Here is a 23,692-nt window from a genome sequence, read left to right as displayed (position 1 = left end):
TCCACTGGCCGCGTTATTGTTCGAAAGAGGAATTCAGGGTCTTGGCGCCGGCCCCCGCACGACGCGCAAGCGGTTCGGCTACCGAGTCAGACGCGGAAACAGCGCTCCGGTTCTCGTCCCTCGGGATCGCTGCAGGTCACCGTCACCGTACGGAACGCCAGATCGACGAACAGCTCGCAGTACTGCGCGCCGTCCCGCCAACCCATTGCCACGCTGCTGTCGTTGCTCGAATGCAGCTCGAACTCCCCGGCGAACGCCGGGTGCGTCGAGCGCAGCCGCAACAGTTCCAGCTGGCGTTGCGCCAACGGCGTATCGAGGGCGGCATGGGCTTCGTCGAGCCGGTAGAAATGCCGGTTGATGTCCCGGGCCTCTCCGGTGGCGGCAGCCAGCTCATCGTCGTTGCAACCGACCAGCAGGCCCACGTAGTAGACCTGCGGAATTCCCGGCGCGAAAAGCTGGATGGCGCGCGCCGCGAGGTAGGCGTCATCGTTGCGCTGCAGCGCATCGTAGAACGTACAGGTCAGTTGGTAGATCGCCCCGACGCTGTGGATGTTCGCCGCCGAGCGCCGCAGGATCGGGTCCGCCGAGCGCTCGTTGACGTTGTGAATCAGCGCCTCGATGGCACCATGGGGCAGGACGCCTTCGACATCCGGAATGCAGATGCCGTCATGGGTGTCGAGCACAGTGATCTGCTCGCGCGGACACATCCGCAGCCATTGCTTGAGGTAGCGGCTGTCCGCCTCCAGCAGTGAGTAGATCAGCAGCGGTGGCAGCGCAAAGCCGTAGGCCCACATGCCGCGCCGGGCAATCGCGAACTGGTAGCTGGGGTGGTCATGCACCTCCGGCAGCAACTCCACGCCGTACCGCGCCGCGGTCTCGCGGAACCAGTCGAGAATCCGCCAGACCTCCGGCTCGACCAGAAAGCAGGTGCTGCCCACCCGCTTGCTGACATAGCCGAAGGCGTCCAGGCGCAGCAGGCGCACGCCCCGTTCAGCGAGGAAGGCGATGCTGTCCTCCATGTACGCGTAGGCCTCGGGGCGGCTGTAGTCCAGGTCCACCTGGCGCTCGGTGAAGGTGCACCAGACGCGCCCGCGACTGCCATCGGCGAAGACGACCTCACGGAACGGCTCCTTCTCCTTGCGGATGTGGATCTTTGCCAGATCGTCCGGGCCGATCTCGCCCAGCGCATCGACATCCACGAACAACCCCGCATGGGCCGAAGCCTTGCCTTTGGCCTGGAAGTCGAGGAATTCCGGGGATTGATCGGAAATGTGGTTGAGCACCAGGTCCAGACAGACATCGAAACGCCCTGCCAGACGCTCCAGGTCCGTCCAGTCGCCATAGCGCGGATCGATCGCCTTGTGGCTCAACGGCGAGAAGCCACCATCGGCGTTGGAAGGATACGGCGGCAGCACATGCACCCCGCCGATAGCCCCCTGCAGGCGTGCCTCGATGAAGCCCGCCAGATCGGCCAGGCTATCGCCGATACGGTTGGGATAGGCGATCAACTGAACCTTGCGTTGCAGTGGCATGCGTTCTCCTCGTACTCGCTGGAAGACGACCCCAACGCACAGCGGCGGAGCCCGACGAGTCCGACCTTAACAAAGCAAACGGCGCCAGGACCAATCGACCGACCCCCAGCGAAAGCCTACGTACACCAACGAAAGCCCGGCGCTGACACCTCCAGCCCACCGCAAGCCTAGGATTGCTCCTGGCAGGAACGCCTCGCCCGATCGGCGACTGAATATGCACCACCCCATCGGCCAGAAGGCCACACCGCGCTCGCCGATGAGCCAGGCACCTCGTTCCCACACCCCGGAAATCGCCGGCAGATAGTTCATCCCCGCGTGCGCGGGGTACACCCACCGAGATCGTGGTGGACATGGGGGGACCCGGTTCATCCCCGCACCCGCGGGGAACACACCAAACGTAACCCATTGCCCTGCAAAGCGAAAACGGCCCGTGAATGTTCTACCGAGCATTCACGGGCCGTTTCGTTGAGCCGATCAGGCGTCGCGCTTTTGCGTGGTGGTCACGCGGGTGGAGCGTTGCGGGTGCGCAGCAGCGACAGCACGACGCCGCCGAGCAGTACGCCGAGGGTGACGCCCAGGGAGATCGACGGGGGGATGACCAGCACGCCGTGGATGAGGATCTTCACGCCGATGAAGGTCAGCACTATGGCGAGGGCGTACTTGAGGTAGACGAAGCGGTGCATCAACGCGGCGAGGGCGAAATACAGCGAGCGCAGGCCGAGGATGGCGAAGATGTTCGAGGTGTAGACGATGAACGGGTCCTGGGTGATGGCGAACACCGCCGGCACGCTGTCCACGGCGAACACCAGGTCGGCCAGTTCGATCAGCACCAGCGCCAGCAGCAACGGGGTGGCGTGCAACAGCATCTTGCCGCTGGCGGCGTCGCGCAGGCGCACCAGGAAGTGACCGTCGTGCAGCTCGTCGGTGATGCGGATGTGCCGACGCAGGAAGCCTACGAATCTGTTCTGCGACAGGTCGCTGTGCTCTTCCTCATCGCTGCTGAAGAACATCTTCACGCCAGAGAACAGCAAGAAGGCGCCGAACAGGTAGAGCACCCAGTCGAACTGCTGCACCAGCGCGGTACCCAGTCCGATCATGACTGCGCGCAGCACGATCACGCCGATGATGCCCCAGAACAGCACGCGATGCTGGTAGCGGCGGGGAATGCCGAAGAAGCCGAGGATCATCGCCATGACGAAGACGTTGTCCATCGACAACGACTGCTCGACGAGAAAGCCGGTGTAGAACTCCAGCGCCTTGCTGGCGCCCAGTTGCCACCAGACCCAGCCGCCGAAGGCCACGCCGACGCCGAAGTAGCCGGCATACAGCGTCAGGCTCTCGCGCATGCCGATTTCGTGCTGATCCTTGTGCAGGACGCCGAGATCGAACACCAGCAGAGCGATGACGATGGCGAGGAAGGCCAGCCAGAACCAGGCCGGAGTACCGAGGAAGGATGCGGAAAAAAAGGCGAGTGGAGCTGTCATGAGCCCTCCTTTTGTCGTCGCCTAAGTCGAAGTTCAACTTAGTGACTCCGACATCACGACGAGGGGACTCGCCGCCAGAGGGGCCCGGCGTCACACGGAGCGCATCCTATACCGCCGCAGGAGAGTCGCCAAGCCCCGGCGGGCGGGTGCGCCTAAAGCAGCACCGCGCCCAGGATACTGGCCAGCAGGGCAAGCGCCATCAGCCGATTGAAACAGCGCTGCGCCCGCTCGCTGGGCAACAGACGGCGGCTACCGGCGCCCAGGACTGCCCAAGCGGCCAGACAGGGGCAGGCGATCAGGAAAAACCCCAGTGCCAGCCAGCCGGCTCGCCCAACGTCGTCCGCAGCGAACACGCCGAGCACGCTCAGCGCCATGCTCCAGTTCTTGGGGTTGATCAATTGCAGTGCCGCCGCCGCGCCGGCGCCGAAGCGATTTCCGCCGGCCTGGGCATCGAGTGGCTGGGGCGCCGCGTTGAACAATTTCCAGGCCAGCCAGAGCAACCACAATAGCCCCGCGACGCCGAGGCCCTGCAGCAACAACGGTACCCTGGCCAGCAAGTCGCCGAGCCCGACCACCACCAACAACAGCACACTGGCGGCCGCGGCGCTGGCTCCCAGCACGGCCGGCAGGCTGGCAGCCACGCCATGGCGTGCGCCATTGGCCAGCACCAGCAAGTTGGTCGGGCCCGGAGTAATGGAAGCGACGAAGGCGAACAGCAGGAAGGAAACGTATGAAGCGGACATGGCCAGAGCACCGGTGAGTGAACGTCACCGAAGAGCTTCGCCGAACCTCGCTCAGCGGTCTGGAAGGCCCGTGCAGCGGCGTCGATAGTCCGCCGGCGTGAGGCCGTAGGCACGTCTGAACCAGCGACCCAGGTGGCTCTGATCGGCAAACCCGAGGTTCGCCGCGACGGCTGCCGGGGTCTCGCCCAGGGCCAGCGCGCGCCGCGCGCGTGAAAGGCGCAGTTGCACCAGGTAGGCATGGGGCGGCAAGCCATAGGCGGCCTTGAAGGCGCGGCTCAAACGGAAGCGGTCGACGCCCAGGGCCGTCGCCAGATCGTCTAGCCCCAGGTCCTGATGCGCCAACTCGTGGAGCATCTCCCGGGCGCGCTGGGCGAGCCACGGCTGGCGCGGGTCACCCAGCGGACGTGGGCGCCACTGCAGGTGCCCGGCCAGGCCTTCGAGCAGGGTATCCAGCGCGGCCTGGCGCAGGATGCGCAATTCCCCCTGGTGCAGCATGGCAAAAGCCTGGGCGGTGGCCGCCGCCAGGCGCGGCGCATCAATCAGCGTCTGCAGGAAGCCCGGCTCGGCGGCACCCGTCGGCCCCAGGGGCTCCAGGGCCGCACGCAGCCACTGCGGCTCCAGGTACAGCAGGCGATAACCGAAGCCCTCGTCGGTGGGCGCCTCGCCATCGTGGATCTCACCCGGTTCGAGCAGGAACACCTGGCCCGGCGTACTGCGATGCCGCTGCCGCCGGCAGTCGAACTGCTGCACACCGTGCTCGGTGAAGCCAACCAGATAGGCGTCATGAAAATGCGGGTCGTAGGCATGCCCAGCGAAAAAGCGGGCGCGCAGGGTCTCGATGCCACTCTCGGCATCCTGTCGGACCTCGATGCGCTGTTCGTTCATAATTACCTCCCACGCCCTCCTTCTTACCATGCGTCAGCGGCGCCGGCTGGAAGATTCGTGCACGCCCGACACCCGGCGTTTGCCGCCATCGGTGGGCTCTGCTAGTGTCGCGACCGATTTGCGCAACCACCGGACTTGCCCATGGCCCGCAAGAAAGCCGCCGTCGACTTCGAACGTTCCCTCACCGACCTGCAAGGCTTGGTCGAGCGCCTGGAAAGCGGCGAGCTGTCGCTGGAAGAATCCCTCGGCGCCTTCGAACAGGGTATCCGCCTGACCCGCGAATGCCAGGCCGCGCTGACCCAGGCCGAGCAGAAGGTACAAATGCTGCTCGAGCGCGATGGCGAACTCGAGCAGGCCCCCTTCGATCCGGAAGCCCAGGCATGATCGCGGCCTACCAGGCACGCTGCCAGGCGCGCGTCGACGCCGCCCTGGCCGGCCTCTTCGAGGCCCCCCTGGATGATCTGCGCCGCCTCTATGAGGCCATGCGCTACAGCGTTACCAACGGCGGCAAACGGGTTCGCCCACTGCTCGTCTACGCCAGCTGCGAGGCCCTTGGCGGCCCACCGGAACAGGCCGACGGCGCCGCCTGCGCGGTGGAACTGATCCACGCGTATTCGCTGGTCCACGATGACCTGCCGGCGATGGACGACGACGATCTGCGACGCGGCCAGCCTACCACCCACAAGGCCTTCGACGAAGCCTGTGCGATCCTCGCCGGGGACGCCCTGCAGGCCCTGGCCTTCGAGTGCCTGACACGGGAAACGGGCAATCCAGCGGCCGCCGAGACGCGCCTGGCGATGCTTGCGGCGCTGGCGCGCGCCGCCGGTCCCGCCGGGATGGTCGGCGGTCAGGCGATCGACCTGGGCGCGGTGGGCGAACAGCTCGACCAAGCTGCGCTGGAGCGCATGCATCGGCACAAGACCGGCGCGCTGATCGAAGCCAGCGTACAGCTCGGCGCCCTCGCCAGCGGCCGTGCCCAGGCGCAGCATCTCGAAGCCCTGGCGCGCTATGCGCAGGCCGTCGGCCTGGCCTTCCAGGTGCAGGACGATGTGCTCGACGTAGAGAGCGACACCGCCACCCTGGGCAAGACCCAGGGCAAGGACCAGGCCAACGACAAACCCACCTACCCCGCCCTGCTGGGCCTCGACGGCGCCAAGGGCTACGCCCTGCAACTGCGCGATGAGGCGCTGCAGGCGCTCGCCGGTTTCGACGCGGCCGCCGACCCCCTGCGCCAACTGGCCACGTTCATCGTCGAACGCCGCAGTTGATCGGCGCCGCCACACGCATGTCGCTGATCGAGGCCTGGCGCCATGTGCCGACCCAACGCCGGGTCTGGGCGCTAGCCGCGCCGATGATGCTCTCCAACCTGGCGACGCCGCTGGTGGCACTGGTCGACAGCGCGGTCATCGGCCACCTGCCGTACGCCCACCAGCTCGCCGCAGTAGCGGTCGGCGGTAGTCTTTACAGCCTGCTGACCTGGCTGCTGGGTTTCCTGCGCATGGGCACCACCGGTTTCGCCTCCCAGGCCAGCGGACGCGGCGACGGCGCCGCCCTGCGCCAGGTGCTGGTCCAGGCGCTGCTGCTCTCGCTGCTGCTGGCGAGCCTCGCCCGCCTCAGCGCCGAGCCGCTGGCGAATGCGGCGCTGCACCTGATGCGCCCGGGCGAGGCACTTGACGGACTGACCCTGGAATACCTCTTCATCCGCCTCTGGGGGCTGCCCGCCGCGCTCGCGGGCTACGCGCTGATCGGCTGGTTCCTCGGTGCGCAGAATGCCCGCGCGCCGCTCGCGGTGCTGCTCTGTACCACGCTGGTGAACGTCGGCCTGGACCTGTATTTCGTGCTCGGCCTGGAATGGGGCGTGGCCGGCGCGGCCTGGGCCTCGGTAACCGCCGAATGGAGCGCGGCGTTGCTCGGCCTGGCCCTGGCGCGGCGCACGCTGCGGCGCTATCCCGGCCGCATCGACTGGCAGCCCTTGCGCCGCTGGGCCAGTTGGCGGGCGCTGTTGATGGTCAACCGCGACATCTTCATCCGTAGCCTCGCGCTGCAGTCGGTGTTCTTCCTGGTCACCGTGCAGGGCGCCCGCCTGGGCGAGGCGACGGTGGCGGCCAACGCGCTGCTGCTCAACGGCCTGCTGCTCACGGCGAACGCCCTGGACGGCCTGGCGCATGCGGTGGAGGCGCTCTGCGGACATGCCATCGGCGCCCGACAGAAGGATGCGCTGCGCCGCGCCCTGGTGGTGGCCGGCGGTTGGTCGTTGCTCGGCAGCCTGGTGTTCGCCGTCGGCTTCGGCCTGGCCGGACGTTACTTCATCGACCTGCAGACCAACATCGCCACAGTGCGCGAGGTCGCCTACGTCTACCTGCCGTATCTCGCGCTGTTGCCATTGCTGACCGTCTGGAGCTACCTGCTGGACGGCTTGTTCATCGGCGCTACCCGCGCGCGGGAGATGCGCAACGCGATGCTCCTGTCATTGCTCATCGCGCTGCCGCTGGGATGGCTGCTGCGCGACCAGGGCAACCACGGGCTGTGGCTGGCGTTCCTCGCCTTCATGGGGCTGCGCAGCGTGGTCCTGGCGCTGCTGGCGCGGCGCATTGCGCGCCGCGGGCAGTGGTTGGGCTGAGCTCAGTTGCCGGAGAGGTACGAAGAGCGGGTCAGGCCCAGGCGCAGGGCATCGAGGAAGCGCGTGCGCTCGCGCGCCGGCAGCGAGGATTCGCCGACCTTGTCGCGGTAGTAGCCCATCAGTTCCTCGGGCGACAGGTGCACGTAGCGCAGCATGTCCTCGATGGTGTCGTGGGTCTCGATGCCGCCGTGACGCACGCTGCCGTCGGGGTCCAGGTAGACGTTCACCGAGTCGGTGTCGCCGAACAGGTTGTGCATGTCGCCGAGGATTTCCTGGTAGGCGCCGACCAGGAACACGCCGAGCAGGTAATCCTCGTCCTCGCGCACCTCGTGTACCGGCATGCTGGTCTCGATGCTCTGCTCATCGATGTAGTGGTTTATCTTGCCGTCCGAGTCGCAGGTGAGGTCCTGCAGCACGGCGCGCCGCAGCGGCTCCTCGGCGAGGCGTTGCAAAGGCATGATCGGCAGGATCTGGTCGATCGCCCAGGTGTCCGGCAGGCTCTGGAACACCGAGAAGTTGCAGATGTACTTGTCGGCGAGCTTGTCGTTGAGCTCGTCGATCACCTGCCGGTGCGAGCGCTGGCGCGCCTTGAGCTGGTTCGCCAGGCGCCGGCAGATGGCGTAGTAACTCTGCTCGGCAAGGGCCTTCTGGCGCAGGTCGAGCTTGCCGGCGGCGTATTGCGCGGACACCTCGCCAATGTAGTGGGTGGCGCGCCAGTAGATCTCGGCGACCATCTCCGGGTCGGTCGGCGCAAGCAGATCGAGCAGGTCCTGCACCGCTTCGGGTTGTTCCTCCAGGGCGTCGAGGTTCGGCACGTCGTCGTTGTGCTGCTCGACGTCGGTGACCTGCACCACCAGCACCGCATGGTGAGCGGTCATCGCCCGTCCGCTCTCGGAGAAGATGTGCGGGTGCGGGATGTCCTGGCGGTCGCAGAACTCCTTGAGCATGCCGACCACCGCGCCGGAATAGTCGTCGACGTCGTAGTTGATCGAACTGGCGTTGCGCGAGTGGGTCCCGTCGTAGTCCACGCCGAGGCCGCCGCCGACATCGATGTGATCCACCGGCAAACCGAGACCACGCAGTTCGGCGTAATAACGAATCGCCTCGCGAAAGCCCTTGCGGTAGTCCGCCAGGTTGGCGATCTGCGAGCCCATGTGGAAATGCAGCAGGCGCACGCCCTGATCCAGTCCGGCCTTGCGGAAGCGCTCGACCACCGACAGCAACTGCGCGGCGGAGAGGCCGAACTTGGACTTCTCGCCGCCGGTATCGGCCCACTTCGACGACGCCAGCGAGGACAGGCGCACGCGCAACCCGACCTGCGGCAGCACGTCCAGTTCGGCGGCTTCCTCGATCACCAGGCGGACCTCGGACTCCTTCTCGATGACGATGAACACGTTGTGGCCGAGCTTCTGGCCCATCAACGCCAGGCGGATGAATTCGCGGTCCTTGTAACCGTTGCAGACGATGGTGCCGCCCTTCGGCGCCAGCGCCAGCACCGCCATCAGCTCGGGCTTGGAGCCCGCCTCCAGGCCGATGGAGACGTTCTTGGTGGCCATGATCGCCTCGACCACGGCCTCCTGCTGGTTGACCTTGATCGGGTACAGCGCGGTATAGCGGCTGCCGTACTCCAGGCGCTCGATGCTGGCATCGAAGGCACCGGTGAGGCGCCGTACCCGGTCCTGCAGGATGTCCGGAAAGCGCACCAGCAAGGGTAGCGACAGGCCCTCGCGGCGCAGTTGCTCGACCTGTTCGGCAAGATCGATCACCGGCCCCTGGGTGCCGCGCGGACGAACCTCGACGCGGCCATCGTCGTTGAGCGAGAAATACCCGGCACCCCAGTGACGGATGCCATAGACACTGCGGCTGTCGGCTACGGTCCAGCTGCTGCCATCGTCCTTGCGCGTGCGTCGTGCGGCCATCGGTTCCCCCTGTGGCGGTATTCGGTAGTGAAAGTGGACCGGCAGCGCCGGAGGATCGTTCGGCAGGCGGCTCAGCCGCCGGATTTCTTGGCCTTGAAGCCCCGCTTTAGGAGTTCGGCCAGAAGCAGCTCGACGTGCTCGCCCTGAATCTCGATCACCCCGTCCTTGAGCGCGCCGCCAGTACCGCAGCGACGCTTGAGTTCGCTCGCCAGGGCCTTGAGTTCGTCGCCGGCGAGCGGGACGCCGCTCACCGTGGTGACGGTCTTGCCACCGCGGCCCTTGGTCTCGCGGCGCACCCGCGCCACACCGTCGCCGACGGGGACCTGAGCCTGCGCGCAGACGCACTCGGCCTGCGGACGGCTGCATTCGGGGCAGTGGCGCCCTGCATCGGTGGAGTAGACCAGACCGCCCAGGGCGGCAAGGGACGACGCTTTCTTGGCCATGCGGAGCCTGCGTGGATGAATGGAAATCGACCGAGACGCGGCGAAAGGCCACGCCGCGCGGGTTCGGCAGTTTAACGGCAATGGCCGCGACGTTTAAGCGTTCACAGGCGGCATCGGCGGACGAATAGGCGGCGCACTCAACCCGCCGCGCTGTACAGCGCCCAGGCCTGCAACGCATCGGGACACCAGTCACGCTCGCTCAACGCCTGCCGCAAGGCCAGCGGAGCGAGAAACTCGGCGCACTGCACCTCCTCCGGCTGCAGCCGCAACGGTGCATCGCTGACGGCGGAGAACACCGCGCCCCACAGGCGATTGTCCGGCGCCAGATAGAGAAAGCGCCCGTGCTCGCGCAGCGCCACGCCGGCTATCCCCAGTTCCTCGGCCAATTCCCGGGCGGCGGCTTCGGCATAGTCCTCGCCGGGTGCCAGCATGCCGCCGGCACTGAGGTCCCAGTAGCCGGGATAGAGCGCCTTGCTCTGGGTCCGCTGGTGTACGCAGAGCTCGCCACGCTCGTTGAAGAGGAAGACGAAGGTGCATCGGCCGATCAGGCCTCGGGCGCGCAACTCCGCGCGTGGCAAGCCGCCCAGCAGTCGATCGTGCTCATCGACCCAGGCCACCTGCTCCGCGTCGGAGGCGGCGCGATGCGCCGCTTCGCGCGCACCGATGCTCATCAGCCCTGGGCCAGCAGGTTGCGCAGGTCGATCACCGCCGCGTTGGCCCGTGAAATGTAGTTGGCCATCACCAGCGAGTGATTGGCGAGGATGCCGTAGCCACTGCCATTGAGCACCATCGGGCTCCACAGCGTTTCCTGGGCGGCTTCCAGCTCACGAATCACCTGGCGCACGCTGATGGTCGCGTTCTTCTTCGCCAATACGTCGGCGAAGTCGATCTCGATGGCGCGCAGAAGCTGGGAAAGCGCCCACGCCTGACCCCGTGCCTCATAGAACACGTTGTCGATCTGCATCCAGGGCGTTTTCACCCGAGCCTCATGCACCGCCGGAACCTCGCCGGGCTGGACCTTCTCCGGATCGGCATCGGCATCCAGGCGTACGCGGCCGACACTCGCCGACAGCCGCTGGGACAGCGAGCCGAGGCGCGTGGCGACATCGCCCAGCCAATTGTTCAGGTTGTCGGCGCGGGTATAGAAGGCAGCTTGCGGCTGCTCGGCGGAGAGGCGTGCCAGGTAGCGATCCAGCGAGCGGATGCCCTCGCGGTATTCGGATTCGGCCGCCGGCAGCGCCCAGCTCTTGTTGTCGAAATTGAAGCGCGGCTCGGCCTTGGCCAGGTCCGGGTCCTCGGTGGATTGCGACTGCGAACGGGCGAAGTCCTTGCGCAGCGCACGCGACAGATCGCGCACCTGCACCAGCACGCCATATTCCCAGCTAGGCATGTTGTCCAGCCACAGTCCGGGCGGTGCGACATCGTTGGAAAGGTAGCCACCGGGCTTGTCGAGCAGGGTGCTGGCCACGGTCTTGAGGGTCTCCACCGTGGCATAGCCGATCGCCGGCTTGCGACCGCTTTGCGACTCGCTCTGCTGCATCAGCTGCTGCACCGAGATGGCGTCCGGCTCACGGCTCCAGTACCAGCCGACCACCAGGGTCGCCAGCAGGTACACCCCGACCAGGATCGCCAGCAGGCGCAGCCAGGTACTGCGGCCTCCACTGGCATCCGTGCTCGTATCGCGTTTCTTCCAGTCCAGCATGTCTTGCCCCTTTTCGTGCCTCGGCTCTTGACCGTTTCGACCACCCCGGCCCACCAGGGTTGCGTCCTTACCGCGGCACTATAGCAACCTACGACCTAGACGTCGGGACTAGACCGCAAGCACGATTCTTCGTGCTAGCATCGCGCCAGCAGAGCGGGGAATTCCTGCAGGACGGGCCATGAACGCGCCGCAAGACAGCAATCGTAGTCTTCTCAGACAACACTTCGCCCAACGCGTGATCCACCAGGCCCGGCATGTACTGGAGGTCTGGTTGCGTCTGCAGCGCGGCGAATGGAACCCCCGTGAGATGCTCGAACTGCAGGAGGCCGCACAGCGTCTGCAGCGCTTCGCCGAACGCTTCGAGCAACCCGAACACGAGCAACTCGCCAGCCGCCTGATCGACTGTCTGAATCGTGTAGCCGCCAACCAGGGACGGCTCAACAGCGACCTGATCGCCGAACTTCACGGCTACATGCAACGCCTTTCACGCACTGGCCTGCGGCAGGACGATCCCCTCGAGCAAACGGTATTACCGCCGCTGCGCAAGCCGGTGTATCTGGCCCTGCAGGACTTCGAGCGGGCCGAGCGCCTGGCCCGACAGATGGAATTCTTCGGTGTCAGCGCCCAGGCCCTGACCGACCCCACGGCCTTCCAGGCAGCCATGGCGGTGCGTTACCCCTGCGCGATCGTCATGGACGTCGACTTCGGCGGACACGAGCAGGGACTGTCGCTCACCCGCCAGATTCAGCAAGGACTGGAGCACAAGCTGCCCGTGCTGTGCTTCTCCGATCACGAGACCGACACTCCCACGCGCCTGGCCGCGGTGCAGGCCGGCGGTCAGGAGTTCTATACCGGAACCCTGGACGCCTCCAGCCTGCTGGAGAAGATCGAAGAGCTGGGCCGTAGTACCCAGCAGGAGCCCTACCGGGTCCTGGTGATCGATGACTCCCGCGCCCAGGCGCTGCACACCGAGCGCACGCTGAACAGCGCCGGCATCCTCACCCGCACCCTGATCGACCCGATCCAGGCGATGGGCGAGCTGTCCGAATTCGATCCGGATCTGATCATCCTCGACATGTACATGCCGCAGTGCACCGGCACCGAGCTGGCCAAGGTGATTCGCCAGCACGAGCGTTACGTCAGCGTGCCGATCATCTACCTGTCCGCCGAGGACGACCTGGACAAGCAACTCGAAGCCATGGGCGAAGGGGGCGATGACTTCCTCACCAAGCCGATCAAGCCCAGCCACCTGATCGCCACGGTGCGCAACCGCGCCGCACGTGCGCGCAGCCTGCGCTCGCGCATGGTGCGCGACAGCCTCACCGGACTTTACAACCACACGCACACCCTGCAACTGCTGGATAACGCCTGCCTGCGCAGCGCGCGGGACGACACGCCACTGAGCTTCGCGATGCTGGATATCGACCACTTCAAGAAGGTCAACGACACCTACGGCCACCCCATGGGCGACCGGGTGATCAAGAGCCTGGCGTTGTTCCTCAAGCAGCGCCTGCGCAAGACCGACCATATCGGTCGCTACGGCGGCGAGGAATTCGCCGTGGTCCTCGGCGACACCGATGCCGAGACCGCACGCCAGGTGCTGGACGAGATCCGCCAGCGCTTCGCGGAAATCCGCTACCCCGCTCAGCCGCACGACCTGACCTGCACCTTCAGTTGCGGCATTGCCCAACTGCAACCGGGGATGGATGCCAAGGCGCTCAACGAGCGCGCCGACCAGGCGCTGTACCTGGCCAAGCATGGCGGGCGGAATCGGGTCGAGGTTGCCAGCGACAGCGAGTAAGCCGAATACCACCGGCTCAGGATTAGCGCAGACGCACCAGGCCTTTGGTGCCAAAGGACTATTCTCGGCGTTCCTCCGGAACTCCCTGTTTCGCCCTCCTGGGCGACGTCCTTTTGTCGTGGCAAAAGGACGCAAAACCGTTGCCCCGGCGATCCGGCCCTGCCCGCCACGCGGACGGGGTTCGTTCACTCCATCGCCGCTCCGGGGGGCGCCGCCAAGGGGCGTCCTGCCCCTTCGCGGCTTTCGCGGCCGTCCTGGCCGCTCAACCCCCTACACGACGATTCCGTTCACCCGGACCAACGGGGCGCTTCGGCGCCGTCTGCCAGTCCGAGTAAATTGAGTAGGATGGGTTGAGCGCAGCGATACCCATCATGCTGCCACGATGGGTATCGTCGCTACGCTCATCCACCCATCCTACGGGGCCGAGCCAGGGCAACGCGGACCCCGAAGCAGCGCCGGAGCGAGGGAACCCCGGCCGCACAGCGGTTGGGGCCGGATGCTGGGGTGGCCTTCTCTTTGGTCACTTTCTCTTGGGTGGGGCGGCCATCAGCAGACAAGAGAAAGTGACTCGCCGTACAGGGCGAAACCTGTAGTCCCACCCGAGGAAAGCGCCACGTTTCCACGCCCAAGCCGAAAACCACAAATCCCAGAGACCGTAGGCGCACGCACCGGCAGCCCCAAGACGACCAACACCCACCCTCTGTCATCAGTTCGTCATCTGTCCGCAATAGCCTCACGCCATCACCAACGTTGGCGAGGCCGTGATGCGCCTGAAGTGGCTGACACTGCTCAATACCCTGCTGCTGATCGGCGCCTGCCTCGGCCTGGGGGCAACCCTGTGGTGGTCGCAACAGGCCCTGCAGCGCCCTTTCCAACTGATGGAGCACTATCTGCGCCTGGATCGTCAGGCCCGCGAACTGACCCTGGCCATCCAGGGCTACCTCGATAGCGGCGACGCCCTGCGCCATCGCGCCGCCCTGCAACTGCTCGATGAGCTCAGCGAGAACGGTCAAGCGCTGCCCGCCGATCTTGGCCAGGGCTTTTCCGAGAGCATCGAACAGTTGCGCCCCTTCGTCACCCAGGACCTGCTCGCCGCCGGCAAGCTGGCGGGCGATCCCCAGGGACTCCTGCTGCAGGCCGAGCGTGAATTGGCGAGCAACCTCGAACAGTTCTCCAACTATGCCGATGAGGCCGGGGCTTCCGCTGCCGGTTACCGGGCACCGCTGTTCCAGGCCGCCCTGCACCTGCAGCGCCTGGCACACGCCCGTGCCCGTCTGGTGCTGACCGGTGAGGGGGCGGATGCCGTGGAGCGCGAACTGGCGGCCCTGCGCGAGCAGGCTGAGCGGCTGCAGGCCTTGCCACTGCTCGGCGTCGCCGACCAGCAAAGTTCCACCAGCGACAGCTTCGCCGCGCTCATGGGACTGCAGCAGGACGACCGCGAAAGCCAGGCAGAAGACCGCGGCATAGCCCTGCGCCGTGAACTGGATAATCTGCTGCGCCGCTACCCCGGCGAGCTGCAACGCTCCGTGGCGCTGCTCGGCCAGCGCTCGACCCTGGCCGCGCAGAGCCGCCAGCGCATCGACGCGCTGATCGCCGCCCTCGACCAACTGCAGCCGCGCCTGCGCGCCCAGCACGAACGCATCCAGGGCGAGGTACGCCTGGTGCAGGGCCTGATGATCGCCCTGATCCTGCTCATCGCACTCGCCAGCGGCTGGCTGCAACAGCGCCTTTCACGCACCCTGCAGGGCCTCGCGCCGCTACTCTGCGCCTGGGCCGGCGGCGATCTGCGTGCGCACCCGAGCTTTGATCGGCGCATCGTCGAACTGCGCGACATCGGCGACTCGCTGGAGCGTCTGCGGCAGTTCCTCGCCGAACTCATGGGCGAACTGCGCGGCCATGCCGGCCAGGTGGCGGCCAGCAGCAGCACCCTCGCCGCCCTCGGCGGCGCGCTGCATAGCGATGTCAGTCGCCAGGCGGAAGACACCGGACGCATCCGCGACGCCCTCGGCGCACTGGAGGTCAGCATCGCCCAGATCGCCGGCGACGCGGCGCAAACCGCCGCCGCCAGCCGCGACGGCGGGCGCGCCGTCGAGCAGGGCCAGCAGGTCATCGCGCGCAGCCTCAGCGACCTCCACCAATTGGTCGGTGAAGTACGCGGCAATGCCCAGGCCATCGAGCGCCTCGCCGAGGAGTCCGCCTCCATCGGTCGGGTGCTGACGGTGATCCGCGGGATTGCCGAGCAGACCAGCCTGCTCGCGCTCAACGCCGCCATCGAGGCAGCCCGCGCCGGCGAGGCCGGACGCGGCTTCGCCGTGGTCGCCGACGAGGTCCGCTCGCTGTCGCAGCGCACGACTGGCGCCACCGAGGAAATCCAGCAGATGATCGGCGCGCTGCAGCAGGCCGCGCAGCAGTCGGTGGAGGCCTTGCGCCTGCAGGTCGAGCAGGCCGAGCGCAGCGCCGAGCAGGCCGGTGCCGCCGATGGTGCGCTGGATGAGAGCGTCGCCGCCATCGACAGCATCGCCGCCATGGCCGGACGCATCGCCGAGGCCTGCGCCCACCAGGGCGAGGCGATCGCCGGCATTCGCGGGCACAGCGAAGGGATCTACGCCCGCGGCAGCGACAACCTGGTACGCATCGGCCAGGCGCGCGACGAAAGCGCGCGCCTGAGCGGTCTGGCGACCCGCCTGCGAGACGCGGCCGAGGTGATCCGCAGCTGATCCAGGCCAGTGCGCGGCGGCGCCTGGCTCCGTTATGATGCGCGCTCGCTGTCATCATGAGTCGCCCATGCGCCGCCTGCTGCTGCCCCTGCTCCTGCTGCTGTTCGCCCTCCCCGCGGCGGCCGGTCTGTTCGACCGTCGTCCGCCTGCCGAGTTGGGCGCCAGCAGCACCGGCGACTTCCTGCCGGTCCACGAAGCGTTTCGCCTGGAACTGCTGGAAGCAACACCCGAATCGGTACGCCTGCGCTTCATTCCCGCCGACGGCTACTACCTGTACCGCCATCGTTTCGCCTTCCGCAGCGAGCCCGCCGACGTGCCGCTGGGCCAGGCGCAACTGCCCGCCGGCGAAGCCAAGCACGACAAGTACTTCGGCGATGTCGAGGTCTACCACAGCATCGTCGACGTTACCTTGCCCCTGGCGCAGGCGCACGCCGAGCCCTACACCCTGCTGGTGACCTACCAGGGCTGTGCCGACAAGGGCCTGTGCTACCCACCGGAAACCCAGCGCGTGGCGATCGGTGACGTGCCCGCCGCCGCTGCACCGAGCGCCCAGGAGCCCTTCGCCTGGAAGTCGCTGTTGCTGTTCTTCCTCGCCGGGCTCGGCCTGACCTTCACCCCTTGCGTGCTGCCGATGCTGCCGATCCTTTCCGGCGTCGTGCTGCGCGGCCAGCCCGGCGGCGCGCGCGCGCTGGTGCTGGCGCTGGCCTACGTACTGCCCATGGCCATCTGCTTCGCCGTGCTCGGGGCACTGATGGGCGTCTTTGGTGCCAGCCTCAACCTCCAGGCGCGGCTGCAATCGGCGCCGGTCCTGCTGCCGTTCGCCGCCTTCTTCGTGCTGTTTGCGCTGGCCATGTTCGGCGTCTACGAACTGCGCCTGCCGAGCGCCCTGCGCGGCCCGCTGGACCGACTGGCAGGCAACGCCCGCGGCGGCTCGCTGCTCGGTGCGGCGACCCTGGGCGTGCTCTCCAGCCTGCTGGTCAGCCCGTGCGTCTCGGCGCCGCTGGCCGGCGCACTGCTCTACATCGGCGCCAGTGGCGATGCCCTGGGTGGCGGACTGAAGCTGTTCGCCCTCGGCCTGGGCATGGGCGCGCCGCTGGTGCTGTTCGCCGTCGGCGGCGGTGCGCTGTTGCCGAAAAGCGGCGCCTGGATGGTGGCCGTGCGCAACGCCTTCGGCGTGCTCTTGCTGGCCGTCTCGGTGTGGTTGCTCGAACGTCTGCTGCCTGGCCCCCTGGCGCTGGCCCTGTGGGGCCTGCTGGCAGCGGGCACGGCGCTCTGGCTGGGCGCCCTGGAGTTCGTGACCAAGGCACCGCGAGCGCGCCTGGCGCAACTGCTGGGCCTGGTCCTGCTGGTCTACGGCGTCTGTGCCTGGGTCGGTGCGCTGCGCGGCGAAAGCGACCCGTTGCGTCCGCTGGGACGCCCGGGCAGCCCCCTGGCGCAAGCCGGGCCGCAGCAACAGGGCTGGACCACGCTGTCCGATCCCGCCGCACTGCAGGCGGAGTTCGAGCGCGCCGCCGCCAATGGGCAGCCACTGCTGCTGGACTGGTATGCCGACTGGTGCATCAGTTGCAAGGTGATGGAACGCGAGGTCTTCGCCGAAGCGGAGGTCGTCCAGCGCTTCGCCGGCTGGCGACTGCTGCGCTTCGACGTCACCCAAGGCACGCCCGCGCAACGGGCGCTGCTCGATCGCTACCAGCTGTTCGGCCCACCGGCTATCCTCTTCTTCGACCGCAAAGGCGATGAGCTTCGCGCGCAGCGGGTCGTCGGCGAGATGGATCTGCGGGCCTTCGCAGAGCGGATGGACGCCGTCAACGCCTTGCGCTAGTGCGGCAGAGTCTGTAGTGGCGAATTTCCGTCGATCTTTGTCGATCCTGCGGCCTACTGCCGGGAACTGGACATTCACCAGGGAACTGGGCATAGTCGCCGCTTGCTGACCGACCATTCACGAAGGATTCCATGTCGACCTTTCTGGTGCTGCACGGCCCCAACCTCAACCTGCTGGGCACCCGCGAGCCGGGCGTCTACGGCGCCACCACCCTGGCGCAGATCGATGCGGACCTGCAACTCCATGCCAGCCAGGCCGGCCATCGCCTGCTGCACCTGCAGAGCAATGCCGAGCACGTGCTGATCGAGCGCATCCATGCCGCGCGCGACGAGCAGGTGGATTTCATCATCATCAATCCAGCCGCCTTCACTCACACCAGTGTCGCGCTACGTGACGCGCTGCTCGCAGTGAGCATCCCATTCATCGAAGTGCATCTATCCAACGTGCACAAGCGTGAAGCATTCCGTCATCACTCCTACTTCTCCGACGTTGCGGTAGGGGTGATCTGCGGTCTCGGCGCCAGCGGCTACCGCATGGCGCTGGAGGCGGCCATAGAACAACTTGAACGTCCCTGAACGACTAACGGGAGTCGACGCTTAATGGATATTCGTAAAGTCAAGAAACTCATCGAGCTGCTGGAAGAGTCCGGTATCGACGAACTGGAGATTCGCGAGGGCGAAGAGTCCGTGCGCATCAGCCGCCACAGCAAGACGCCGGCCCAGCCCTACTATGCGCCGGCACCGGCTCCGGTAGCCGCACCGGCCGCCGCCGCGCCGATCGCCAGCGAAGCCGCTGCTCCGGCCGCTCCGGTGCTCAACGGCACCGTCGTACGTTCGCCGATGGTCGGTACCTTCTACCGCGCTTCCTCGCCCACGGCCGCAGTCTTCGCCGAAGTCGGCCAGAGCGTGAAGAAAGGCGACATCCTGTGCATCGTCGAAGCCATGAAGATGATGAACCACATCGAGGCCGAGACCAGCGGCACCATCGAATCCATCCTGGTGGAAAACGGCCAGCCGGTAGAGTTCGACCAGCCGCTGTTTACCATCGTCTGATTCGCGGAGAACGCAGATGCTGGAAAAAGTCCTGATCGCCAACCGTGGCGAGATCGCCCTGCGCATCCTGCGCGCCTGCAAGGAGCTGGGCATCAAGACGGTAGCGGTCCACTCCACCGCGGACCGCGAGCTGATGCACCTGTCGCTGGCCGACGAGTCCGTCTGCATCGGCCCGGCACCCGCCGGGCAGTCCTACCTGCACATCCCGGCACTGATCGCTGCCGCTGAAGTCACCGGTGCCGACGGCATCCACCCCGGCTACGGCTTCCTCGCCGAAAACGCCGACTTCGCCGAGCAGATCGAGCAGTCCGGTTTCACCTTCATCGGCCCGACCGCCGACGTGATCCGCCTGATGGGTGACAAGGTCTCGGCGAAGAACGCCATGATCAAGTCCGGCGTCCCGGTGGTGCCCGGTTCCGACGGCCCGCTGCCCGAAGACGAGGACGAAGCCCTGCGCATCGCCCGCGAAGTCGGCTACCCGGTGATCATCAAGGCCGCCGGTGGCGGCGGTGGTCGCGGCATGCGCGTGGTGTGGAAGGAAGAAGACCTGATCAAGTCCGCCAAGCTGACCCGCACCGAAGCGGGCGCGGCCTTCGGCAACTCGATGGTCTACCTGGAGAAATTCCTCGGCAACCCGCGCCACGTCGAAGTCCAGGTGCTGGCCGACGGCCAGGGCAACGCCATCCACCTCTATGACCGTGACTGCTCGCTGCAGCGTCGTCACCAGAAGGTGCTGGAAGAAGCTCCCGCTCCGCAGATAGACGAGAAGGCCCGCGCCGAAGTGCTCAAGCGCTGCGTCGATGCCTGTATCGAGATCGGCTACCGTGGCGCCGGCACCTTCGAGTTCCTCTACGAGGACGGCCGCTTCTACTTCATCGAGATGAACACCCGCGTGCAGGTGGAACACCCGGTGACCGAGATGGTGACCGGCGTCGACATCGTCAAGGAGATGCTGCGCATCGCCGGCGGCGAGAAACTGTCGATCCGCCAGGAGGACGTGCAGCTGCGCGGCCATGCCCTGGAATGCCGCATCAACGCCGAGGACCCGGGCAACTTCATGCCCTCCCCCGGCAAGGTGAAGCACTTCCATGCCCCGGGCGGCAACGGCGTACGCGTCGACTCGCACCTGTACAGCGGCTACACGGTCCCGCCGAACTACGACTCGCTGATCGGCAAGCTGATCACCTACGGCGCGGATCGCGACGAGGCCATGGCGCGCATGCGCAATGCCCTGGACGAGATCGTCGTCGACGGTATCAAGACCAACATCCCGCTGCATCGCGACCTGACTCGCGACGAAGGCTTCGGCAAGGGGGGTGTGAACATTCACTACCTCGAGAAGAAGCTGGGGATGGACAAGCACTGAGTTCGCACCAGCGATATCATGTGTTTCCCAGGAGCGGCTTCGGCCGCTCCTTCTTTTTCTGCCCCAAGGAGTCACCCATGCCCTGGCTGCAAGCCCGCCTCGCCATCACCCCCGACCAGGCCGAGGTCTATGAGGACGCGCTGCTCGAGGCGGGCGCCGTGTCGGTGACCTTCATGGACGCCGAGGACCAGCCGATCTTCGAGCCGGACCTGGGCACCACGCCGCTGTGGAGCAACACCCACCTGCTGGCGCTGTTCGAGGCCGACACCGACGAAGCCGCATTGCTGCAGACCCTCGACCGCCTGACCGCCGGCGCCGTCCCCCCCTTGGACTTCGAGCGCATCGAGGATCAGGACTGGGAGCGCAGCTGGATGGACGACTTCAAGCCGATGCGCTTCGGCCGCCGCCTGTGGATCGTCCCCAGTTGGCACGAAGCGCCCGAGCCGGACGCGGTGAACCTGCAACTGGACCCGGGCCTGGCCTTCGGTACCGGCACCCATCCGACCACCGCGCTGTGCCTGGAATGGCTCGACGGCCAGGCGCTGGACGGCCTGCAGGTCCTCGACTTCGGCTGCGGCTCGGGCATCCTCGCCATCGCCGCCTTGCTGCTGGGCGCGGATTCGGCAGTGGGTACCGACATCGACCCGCAGGCGCTGGAAGCCTCCCGTGACAACGCCTCGCGCAACAACATCGAACCGGCGCGCTTCCCGGTCCACCTGCCGCCGGACCTGCCGGCCGGCGAGTTCCCGGTGGTGGTGGCGAATATCCTCGCCGGGCCGTTGGTGCAACTGGCGCCGCAGATCGGTGAGCGCGTGGCCATCGGCGGGCGCCTGGCGCTTTCCGGCATCCTCGCCGAGCAGGCCGACGAAGTTCGCGCGGCTTACGCCGAGCGCTTCGAGCTGGACCCCACCGCCGAGAAGGACGGCTGGGTTCGCATCAGCGGTATTCGCCGCGCCTGATGGCACGCTGCCGCCGGAGCGTCCGGCGGCAGCAACCTGCTAGACTTTCGCTTTCTCTAAGTTCGTATCCGCATGAGCGACAACCTCGTCACCCGCTGCCCACACTGCCAGACACGCTTTCGCGTCAATGCCAGCCAACTGGTCGCAGCCGGCGGCGCAGTGCGCTGCGGCGCTTGCATGGCGATCTTCGACGCCACCGCCCAACTCACCGGGCAACCCGCCGAGAGCCCGGTCCCGGAAGCGGCCGGCCCAGCCCTGCTGCCGGCGCCCAGCGCCCAGGCCGTCGAAGCGAGCGAGGCCGAGAAGGAAGACGACACGCTGTGGATCCATGACGACATGGACCTGGCCGATCTGGGCCTGGAGGACCTCGACCTCGAAGCCGAGATGGCCCAGCTCACCGAGCCCACGCCCACCGACACCGACGAGACGCCCGAAGAGCAGGATGAGCCGGAGGAAGCCCCCCGCCAGGAAGTCGTACCGGCGCCACTGCCGGTAGCGGCCACCCCCGCCCGACGCCAGCCGCTGGTCGCGCGCCGCGACACCGGCGACCGACCGAACCGCAAGGGGAGTACCCGACCGGCCGCCTCCAGCGGTCTCGAGCTGGCGGAGCTGGAAGACGAACCCATCAACCTGGACTGGCGGCCTGCGCGCAAACCCTGGGGTCGCTGGCTGCTCTGGAGCCTGTTCAACCTGCTGGCGCTCACCGCGCTGGCCGGACAATACGTCGCCTACCACTTCGAGGAGCTCGCACGCCAGGATCGCTACCGCCCCTGGTTCGAGAGTTTCTGCCCAAGCCTGGGCTGCGAGCTGCCATCGCGGGTCGACATCGCCCAGCTGCGCAGCAGCAACCTGCTGGTACGCAGCCACCCGGAGTTCACCGGAGCCCTGGCGGTGGACGCGATCATCTACAACCGCGCCGAGTTCCCGCAGCCCTTTCCGCTGCTCGAACTGCGTTTCGCCGACCTCTCCGGCACGCTCATCGCCAGCCGCCGCTTCAAGCCCAGCGAGTACCTCGCCGGAGAACTGGCGGGCCGCGACGAGATGCCACCGCAGGTGCCCATCCACATTTCCCTGTCGATTCTCGACCCCGGCCCGCGCGCGGTGAACTACAGTCTCAGCTTCCAGTCGCCGGAGTGACCGGCGGCCTCGGGCTGTACAGTTTTCATCCAGATTCAGCTTTATCCGCGTCCCCTAAGCGGGTATCATGCCCACCCTTTTTCGAGCAGTCCGTTATGGGTTCTGCCGCTGTGTCGTTCGCCAATCACGAACGCCCACGCAGCTCCCAGGCACACCCGACTTCCACGGAAGACCTATGTCGACGGTACGCATCGGCCCTTACACCTTGCCCAATTCGCTGATCCTCGCGCCCATGGCGGGCGTCACCGATCGCCCCTTTCGCACGCTCTGCCGGCGCCTGGGTGCCGGCATGGTGGTGTCCGAGATGGTGACCAGCGACGTCAGCCTGTGGCACAGCCGCAAGTCCAGCCTGCGCCTGCTGCATGCCGGGGATGCCGAGCCACGCTCGGTGCAGATCGCCGGCGGCGATCCGCAGATGCTCGCCGACGCGGCGCGCGCCAACGTCGAACTGGGCGCACAGATCATCGACATCAATATGGGCTGCCCGGCGAAGAAGGTTTGCAGCAAGGCAGCCGGCTCGGCGCTGATGAAGGACGAGCTCCTCGTCGCGCGCATCCTCGAGGCGGTGGTCGCCGCGGTCGACGTGCCGGTCACCCTGAAGACCCGCACGGGTTGGGATCGCGATAACCGCAACGGCCTGAACGTCGCGCGGATCGCCCAGGAAAGCGGCATCGCCGCCCTCGCGGTACACGGCCGCACCCGCGCCGATCTCTACACCGGCGAGGCGGAGTACGACACCATCGCCCGGATCAAGCAGGCACTGCAGATCCCGGTGTTCGCCAACGGCGACATCGATTCGCCGCACAAGGCCCGCGAGGTGCTCGCGCACACCGGCGCCGACGGCCTGCTGATCGGTCGCGCCGCCCAGGGCAGGCCCTGGATATTCCGAGAAATCGCACACTTCCTCGCCACCGGCGAGGAACTTCCGGCGCCGCCTCTGGAGGAGGTCCGCGACCTCCTGCTGGAGCACCTGGCGGCGCTGCACGAGCACTACGGCCAACCGATGGGCGTGCGCATCGCGCGCAAGCACGTCGGCTGGTACCTGGCTACGCACCCGGGGAGCAAGGGGTTCCGTAGTCATTTCAACACGCTGGAAACGGCCGAGGCCCAGTACGCCGAGGTCCGCGCGTTCTTCGCCGAACGGCGCAACCAAGAAGAAACAGGAGTGGCGGCATGACGACCATGGCCGAGAATTTTTCCAATGGGGCACTACCCGTGAGTGACGATCTCAACTTCAAGGAACATCTGAGCGCCCCCAGCGAAGAGGGTCAGACCCTGCGCGGCAGCGTCGAGAAGGCCCTGCGCAATTACTTCGCCCATCTCGAAGGGGCTCCGGTGACCAACGTCTACGACCTGGTCCTTTCCGAAGTCGAGGCACCGCTGCTGGAAAGCGTCATGGAATACGTCAAGGGCAACCAGACCAAGGCTTCCGAGCTGCTGGGCCTGAACCGCGGCACCCTGCGCAAGAAACTCAAGCAGTACGACCTGCTCTGATCCCGGCGGCGGGCAG

The 23,692-nt window shown here is 66.9% G+C and carries 21 protein-coding genes; 13 read left to right on the top strand and 8 right to left on the bottom strand.

Annotated elements, in window-relative coordinates:
• Window positions 1-86: 86 nt before the first annotated feature.
• From gtfA to ACYRGX_RS06770, 4 genes are all read right to left on the bottom strand, one after another.
• Complete coding sequence (gene gtfA, locus ACYRGX_RS06785; protein ID WP_473055847.1) at window positions 87-1,532, bottom strand: sucrose phosphorylase; 1,446 nt, start codon at window positions 1,530-1,532, stop codon at window positions 87-89.
• Between the two features lie 500 nt (window positions 1,533-2,032).
• Window positions 2,033-3,016: a TerC family protein gene (locus tag ACYRGX_RS06780; protein WP_473055846.1), complete on the bottom strand. Its 984-nt coding sequence runs from the start codon at window positions 3,014-3,016 to the stop codon at window positions 2,033-2,035.
• A 152-nt stretch (window positions 3,017-3,168) separates the two neighbouring features.
• On the bottom strand, window positions 3,169-3,759 hold the full coding sequence (locus ACYRGX_RS06775; protein ID WP_473055845.1) for a LysE family translocator: 591 nt from the start codon (window positions 3,757-3,759) through the stop codon (window positions 3,169-3,171).
• A gap of 51 nt (window positions 3,760-3,810) precedes the next feature.
• A complete protein-coding gene (locus tag ACYRGX_RS06770; protein ID WP_473055844.1) occupies window positions 3,811-4,644 on the bottom strand; it encodes a helix-turn-helix transcriptional regulator in 834 nt (277 codons plus the stop codon).
• A gap of 141 nt (window positions 4,645-4,785) precedes the next feature.
• Here ACYRGX_RS06770 and ACYRGX_RS06765 point away from each other — a divergent pair, with 141 nt between their 5' ends.
• Genes ACYRGX_RS06765 through ACYRGX_RS06755 form a run of 3 tightly spaced genes read left to right on the top strand, consistent with a single transcriptional unit; the run spans window position 4,786 to window position 7,264 of the window.
• Window positions 4,786-5,028 carry an exodeoxyribonuclease VII small subunit gene (locus ACYRGX_RS06765; protein WP_473055843.1) on the top strand — a complete coding sequence of 81 codons (243 nt, stop codon included), beginning with the start codon at window positions 4,786-4,788 and terminating at the stop codon, window positions 5,026-5,028.
• The gene (gene ispA, locus ACYRGX_RS06760; protein ID WP_473055842.1) at window positions 5,025-5,912 is read left to right on the top strand and encodes a (2E,6E)-farnesyl diphosphate synthase; all 888 of its coding nucleotides are present in this window, start codon (window positions 5,025-5,027) and stop codon (window positions 5,910-5,912) included. The genes ACYRGX_RS06765 and ispA overlap by 4 nt, the downstream gene beginning before the upstream one ends.
• A gap of 17 nt (window positions 5,913-5,929) precedes the next feature.
• A complete protein-coding gene (locus ACYRGX_RS06755) occupies window positions 5,930-7,264 on the top strand; it encodes an MATE family efflux transporter (RefSeq protein ID WP_473055841.1) in 1,335 nt (444 codons plus the stop codon).
• A gap of 2 nt (window positions 7,265-7,266) precedes the next feature.
• Here the strand turns inward: ACYRGX_RS06755 and speA are convergent, their stop codons facing one another.
• The 4 genes from speA to ACYRGX_RS06735 all read right to left on the bottom strand — a co-directional run bounded on the left by speA (window position 7,267) and on the right by ACYRGX_RS06735 (window position 11,328).
• Entirely contained in the window at window positions 7,267-9,183 is a 1,917-nt protein-coding gene (gene speA, locus ACYRGX_RS06750; protein WP_473055840.1) for an arginine decarboxylase, read from the bottom strand.
• A 71-nt stretch (window positions 9,184-9,254) separates the two neighbouring features.
• Entirely contained in the window at window positions 9,255-9,626 is a 372-nt protein-coding gene (locus ACYRGX_RS06745) for a translation initiation factor Sui1 (protein ID WP_473055839.1), read from the bottom strand.
• 137 nt (window positions 9,627-9,763) lie between these two features.
• Window positions 9,764-10,297 carry an NUDIX hydrolase gene (locus tag ACYRGX_RS06740; RefSeq protein WP_473055838.1) on the bottom strand — a complete coding sequence of 178 codons (534 nt, stop codon included), beginning with the start codon at window positions 10,295-10,297 and terminating at the stop codon, window positions 9,764-9,766.
• Window positions 10,297-11,328: a DUF2333 family protein gene (locus tag ACYRGX_RS06735; protein WP_473055837.1), complete on the bottom strand. Its 1,032-nt coding sequence runs from the start codon at window positions 11,326-11,328 to the stop codon at window positions 10,297-10,299. Before ACYRGX_RS06735 ends, ACYRGX_RS06740 begins: the two co-directional genes overlap by 1 nt.
• A 178-nt stretch (window positions 11,329-11,506) precedes the next feature.
• On the opposite strand from ACYRGX_RS06735, the gene ACYRGX_RS06730 reads away from it, so the two are divergent.
• The 10 genes from ACYRGX_RS06730 to fis all read left to right on the top strand — a co-directional run bounded on the left by ACYRGX_RS06730 (window position 11,507) and on the right by fis (window position 23,676).
• Complete coding sequence (locus tag ACYRGX_RS06730; RefSeq protein ID WP_473055836.1) at window positions 11,507-13,129, top strand: diguanylate cyclase; 1,623 nt, start codon at window positions 11,507-11,509, stop codon at window positions 13,127-13,129.
• A gap of 764 nt (window positions 13,130-13,893) precedes the next feature.
• Entirely contained in the window at window positions 13,894-15,846 is a 1,953-nt protein-coding gene (locus tag ACYRGX_RS06725; RefSeq protein ID WP_473055835.1) for a methyl-accepting chemotaxis protein, read from the top strand.
• Window positions 15,847-15,913: 67 nt separating this feature from the next.
• A complete protein-coding gene (locus ACYRGX_RS06720; protein ID WP_473055834.1) occupies window positions 15,914-17,668 on the top strand; it encodes a protein-disulfide reductase DsbD in 1,755 nt (584 codons plus the stop codon).
• A 131-nt stretch (window positions 17,669-17,799) separates the two neighbouring features.
• Window positions 17,800-18,243, top strand: a complete 444-nt coding sequence (gene aroQ, locus ACYRGX_RS06715; protein WP_473055833.1) for a type II 3-dehydroquinate dehydratase — start codon at window positions 17,800-17,802, stop codon at window positions 18,241-18,243.
• Between the two features lie 24 nt (window positions 18,244-18,267).
• On the top strand, window positions 18,268-18,720 hold the full coding sequence (accB, locus tag ACYRGX_RS06710) for an acetyl-CoA carboxylase biotin carboxyl carrier protein (protein WP_473055832.1): 453 nt from the start codon (window positions 18,268-18,270) through the stop codon (window positions 18,718-18,720).
• Window positions 18,721-18,736: 16 nt separating this feature from the next.
• Complete coding sequence (accC, locus tag ACYRGX_RS06705) at window positions 18,737-20,086, top strand: acetyl-CoA carboxylase biotin carboxylase subunit (RefSeq protein ID WP_473055831.1); 1,350 nt, start codon at window positions 18,737-18,739, stop codon at window positions 20,084-20,086.
• Window positions 20,087-20,163: 77 nt separating this feature from the next.
• Window positions 20,164-21,045, top strand: coding sequence for a 50S ribosomal protein L11 methyltransferase (gene prmA / locus ACYRGX_RS06700; protein ID WP_473055830.1), 882 nt, complete (start codon window positions 20,164-20,166; stop codon window positions 21,043-21,045).
• Window positions 21,046-21,117: 72 nt separating this feature from the next.
• Window positions 21,118-22,182, top strand: coding sequence for a DUF3426 domain-containing protein (locus ACYRGX_RS06695; RefSeq protein WP_473055829.1), 1,065 nt, complete (start codon window positions 21,118-21,120; stop codon window positions 22,180-22,182).
• Window positions 22,183-22,357: 175 nt separating this feature from the next.
• Window positions 22,358-23,359: a tRNA dihydrouridine synthase DusB gene (dusB, locus tag ACYRGX_RS06690; RefSeq protein WP_473055828.1), complete on the top strand. Its 1,002-nt coding sequence runs from the start codon at window positions 22,358-22,360 to the stop codon at window positions 23,357-23,359.
• Window positions 23,356-23,676 carry a DNA-binding transcriptional regulator Fis gene (gene fis, locus ACYRGX_RS06685; protein ID WP_473055827.1) on the top strand — a complete coding sequence of 107 codons (321 nt, stop codon included), beginning with the start codon at window positions 23,356-23,358 and terminating at the stop codon, window positions 23,674-23,676. The genes dusB and fis overlap by 4 nt, the downstream gene beginning before the upstream one ends.
• Window positions 23,677-23,692: the final 16 nt, after the last annotated feature.

Source organism: Pseudomonas sp. R4-15 (assembly GCF_055768815.1).
Note: the sequence above shows the minus strand (reverse complement) of the source record. Positions and strands in the feature narration are given on the sequence as shown.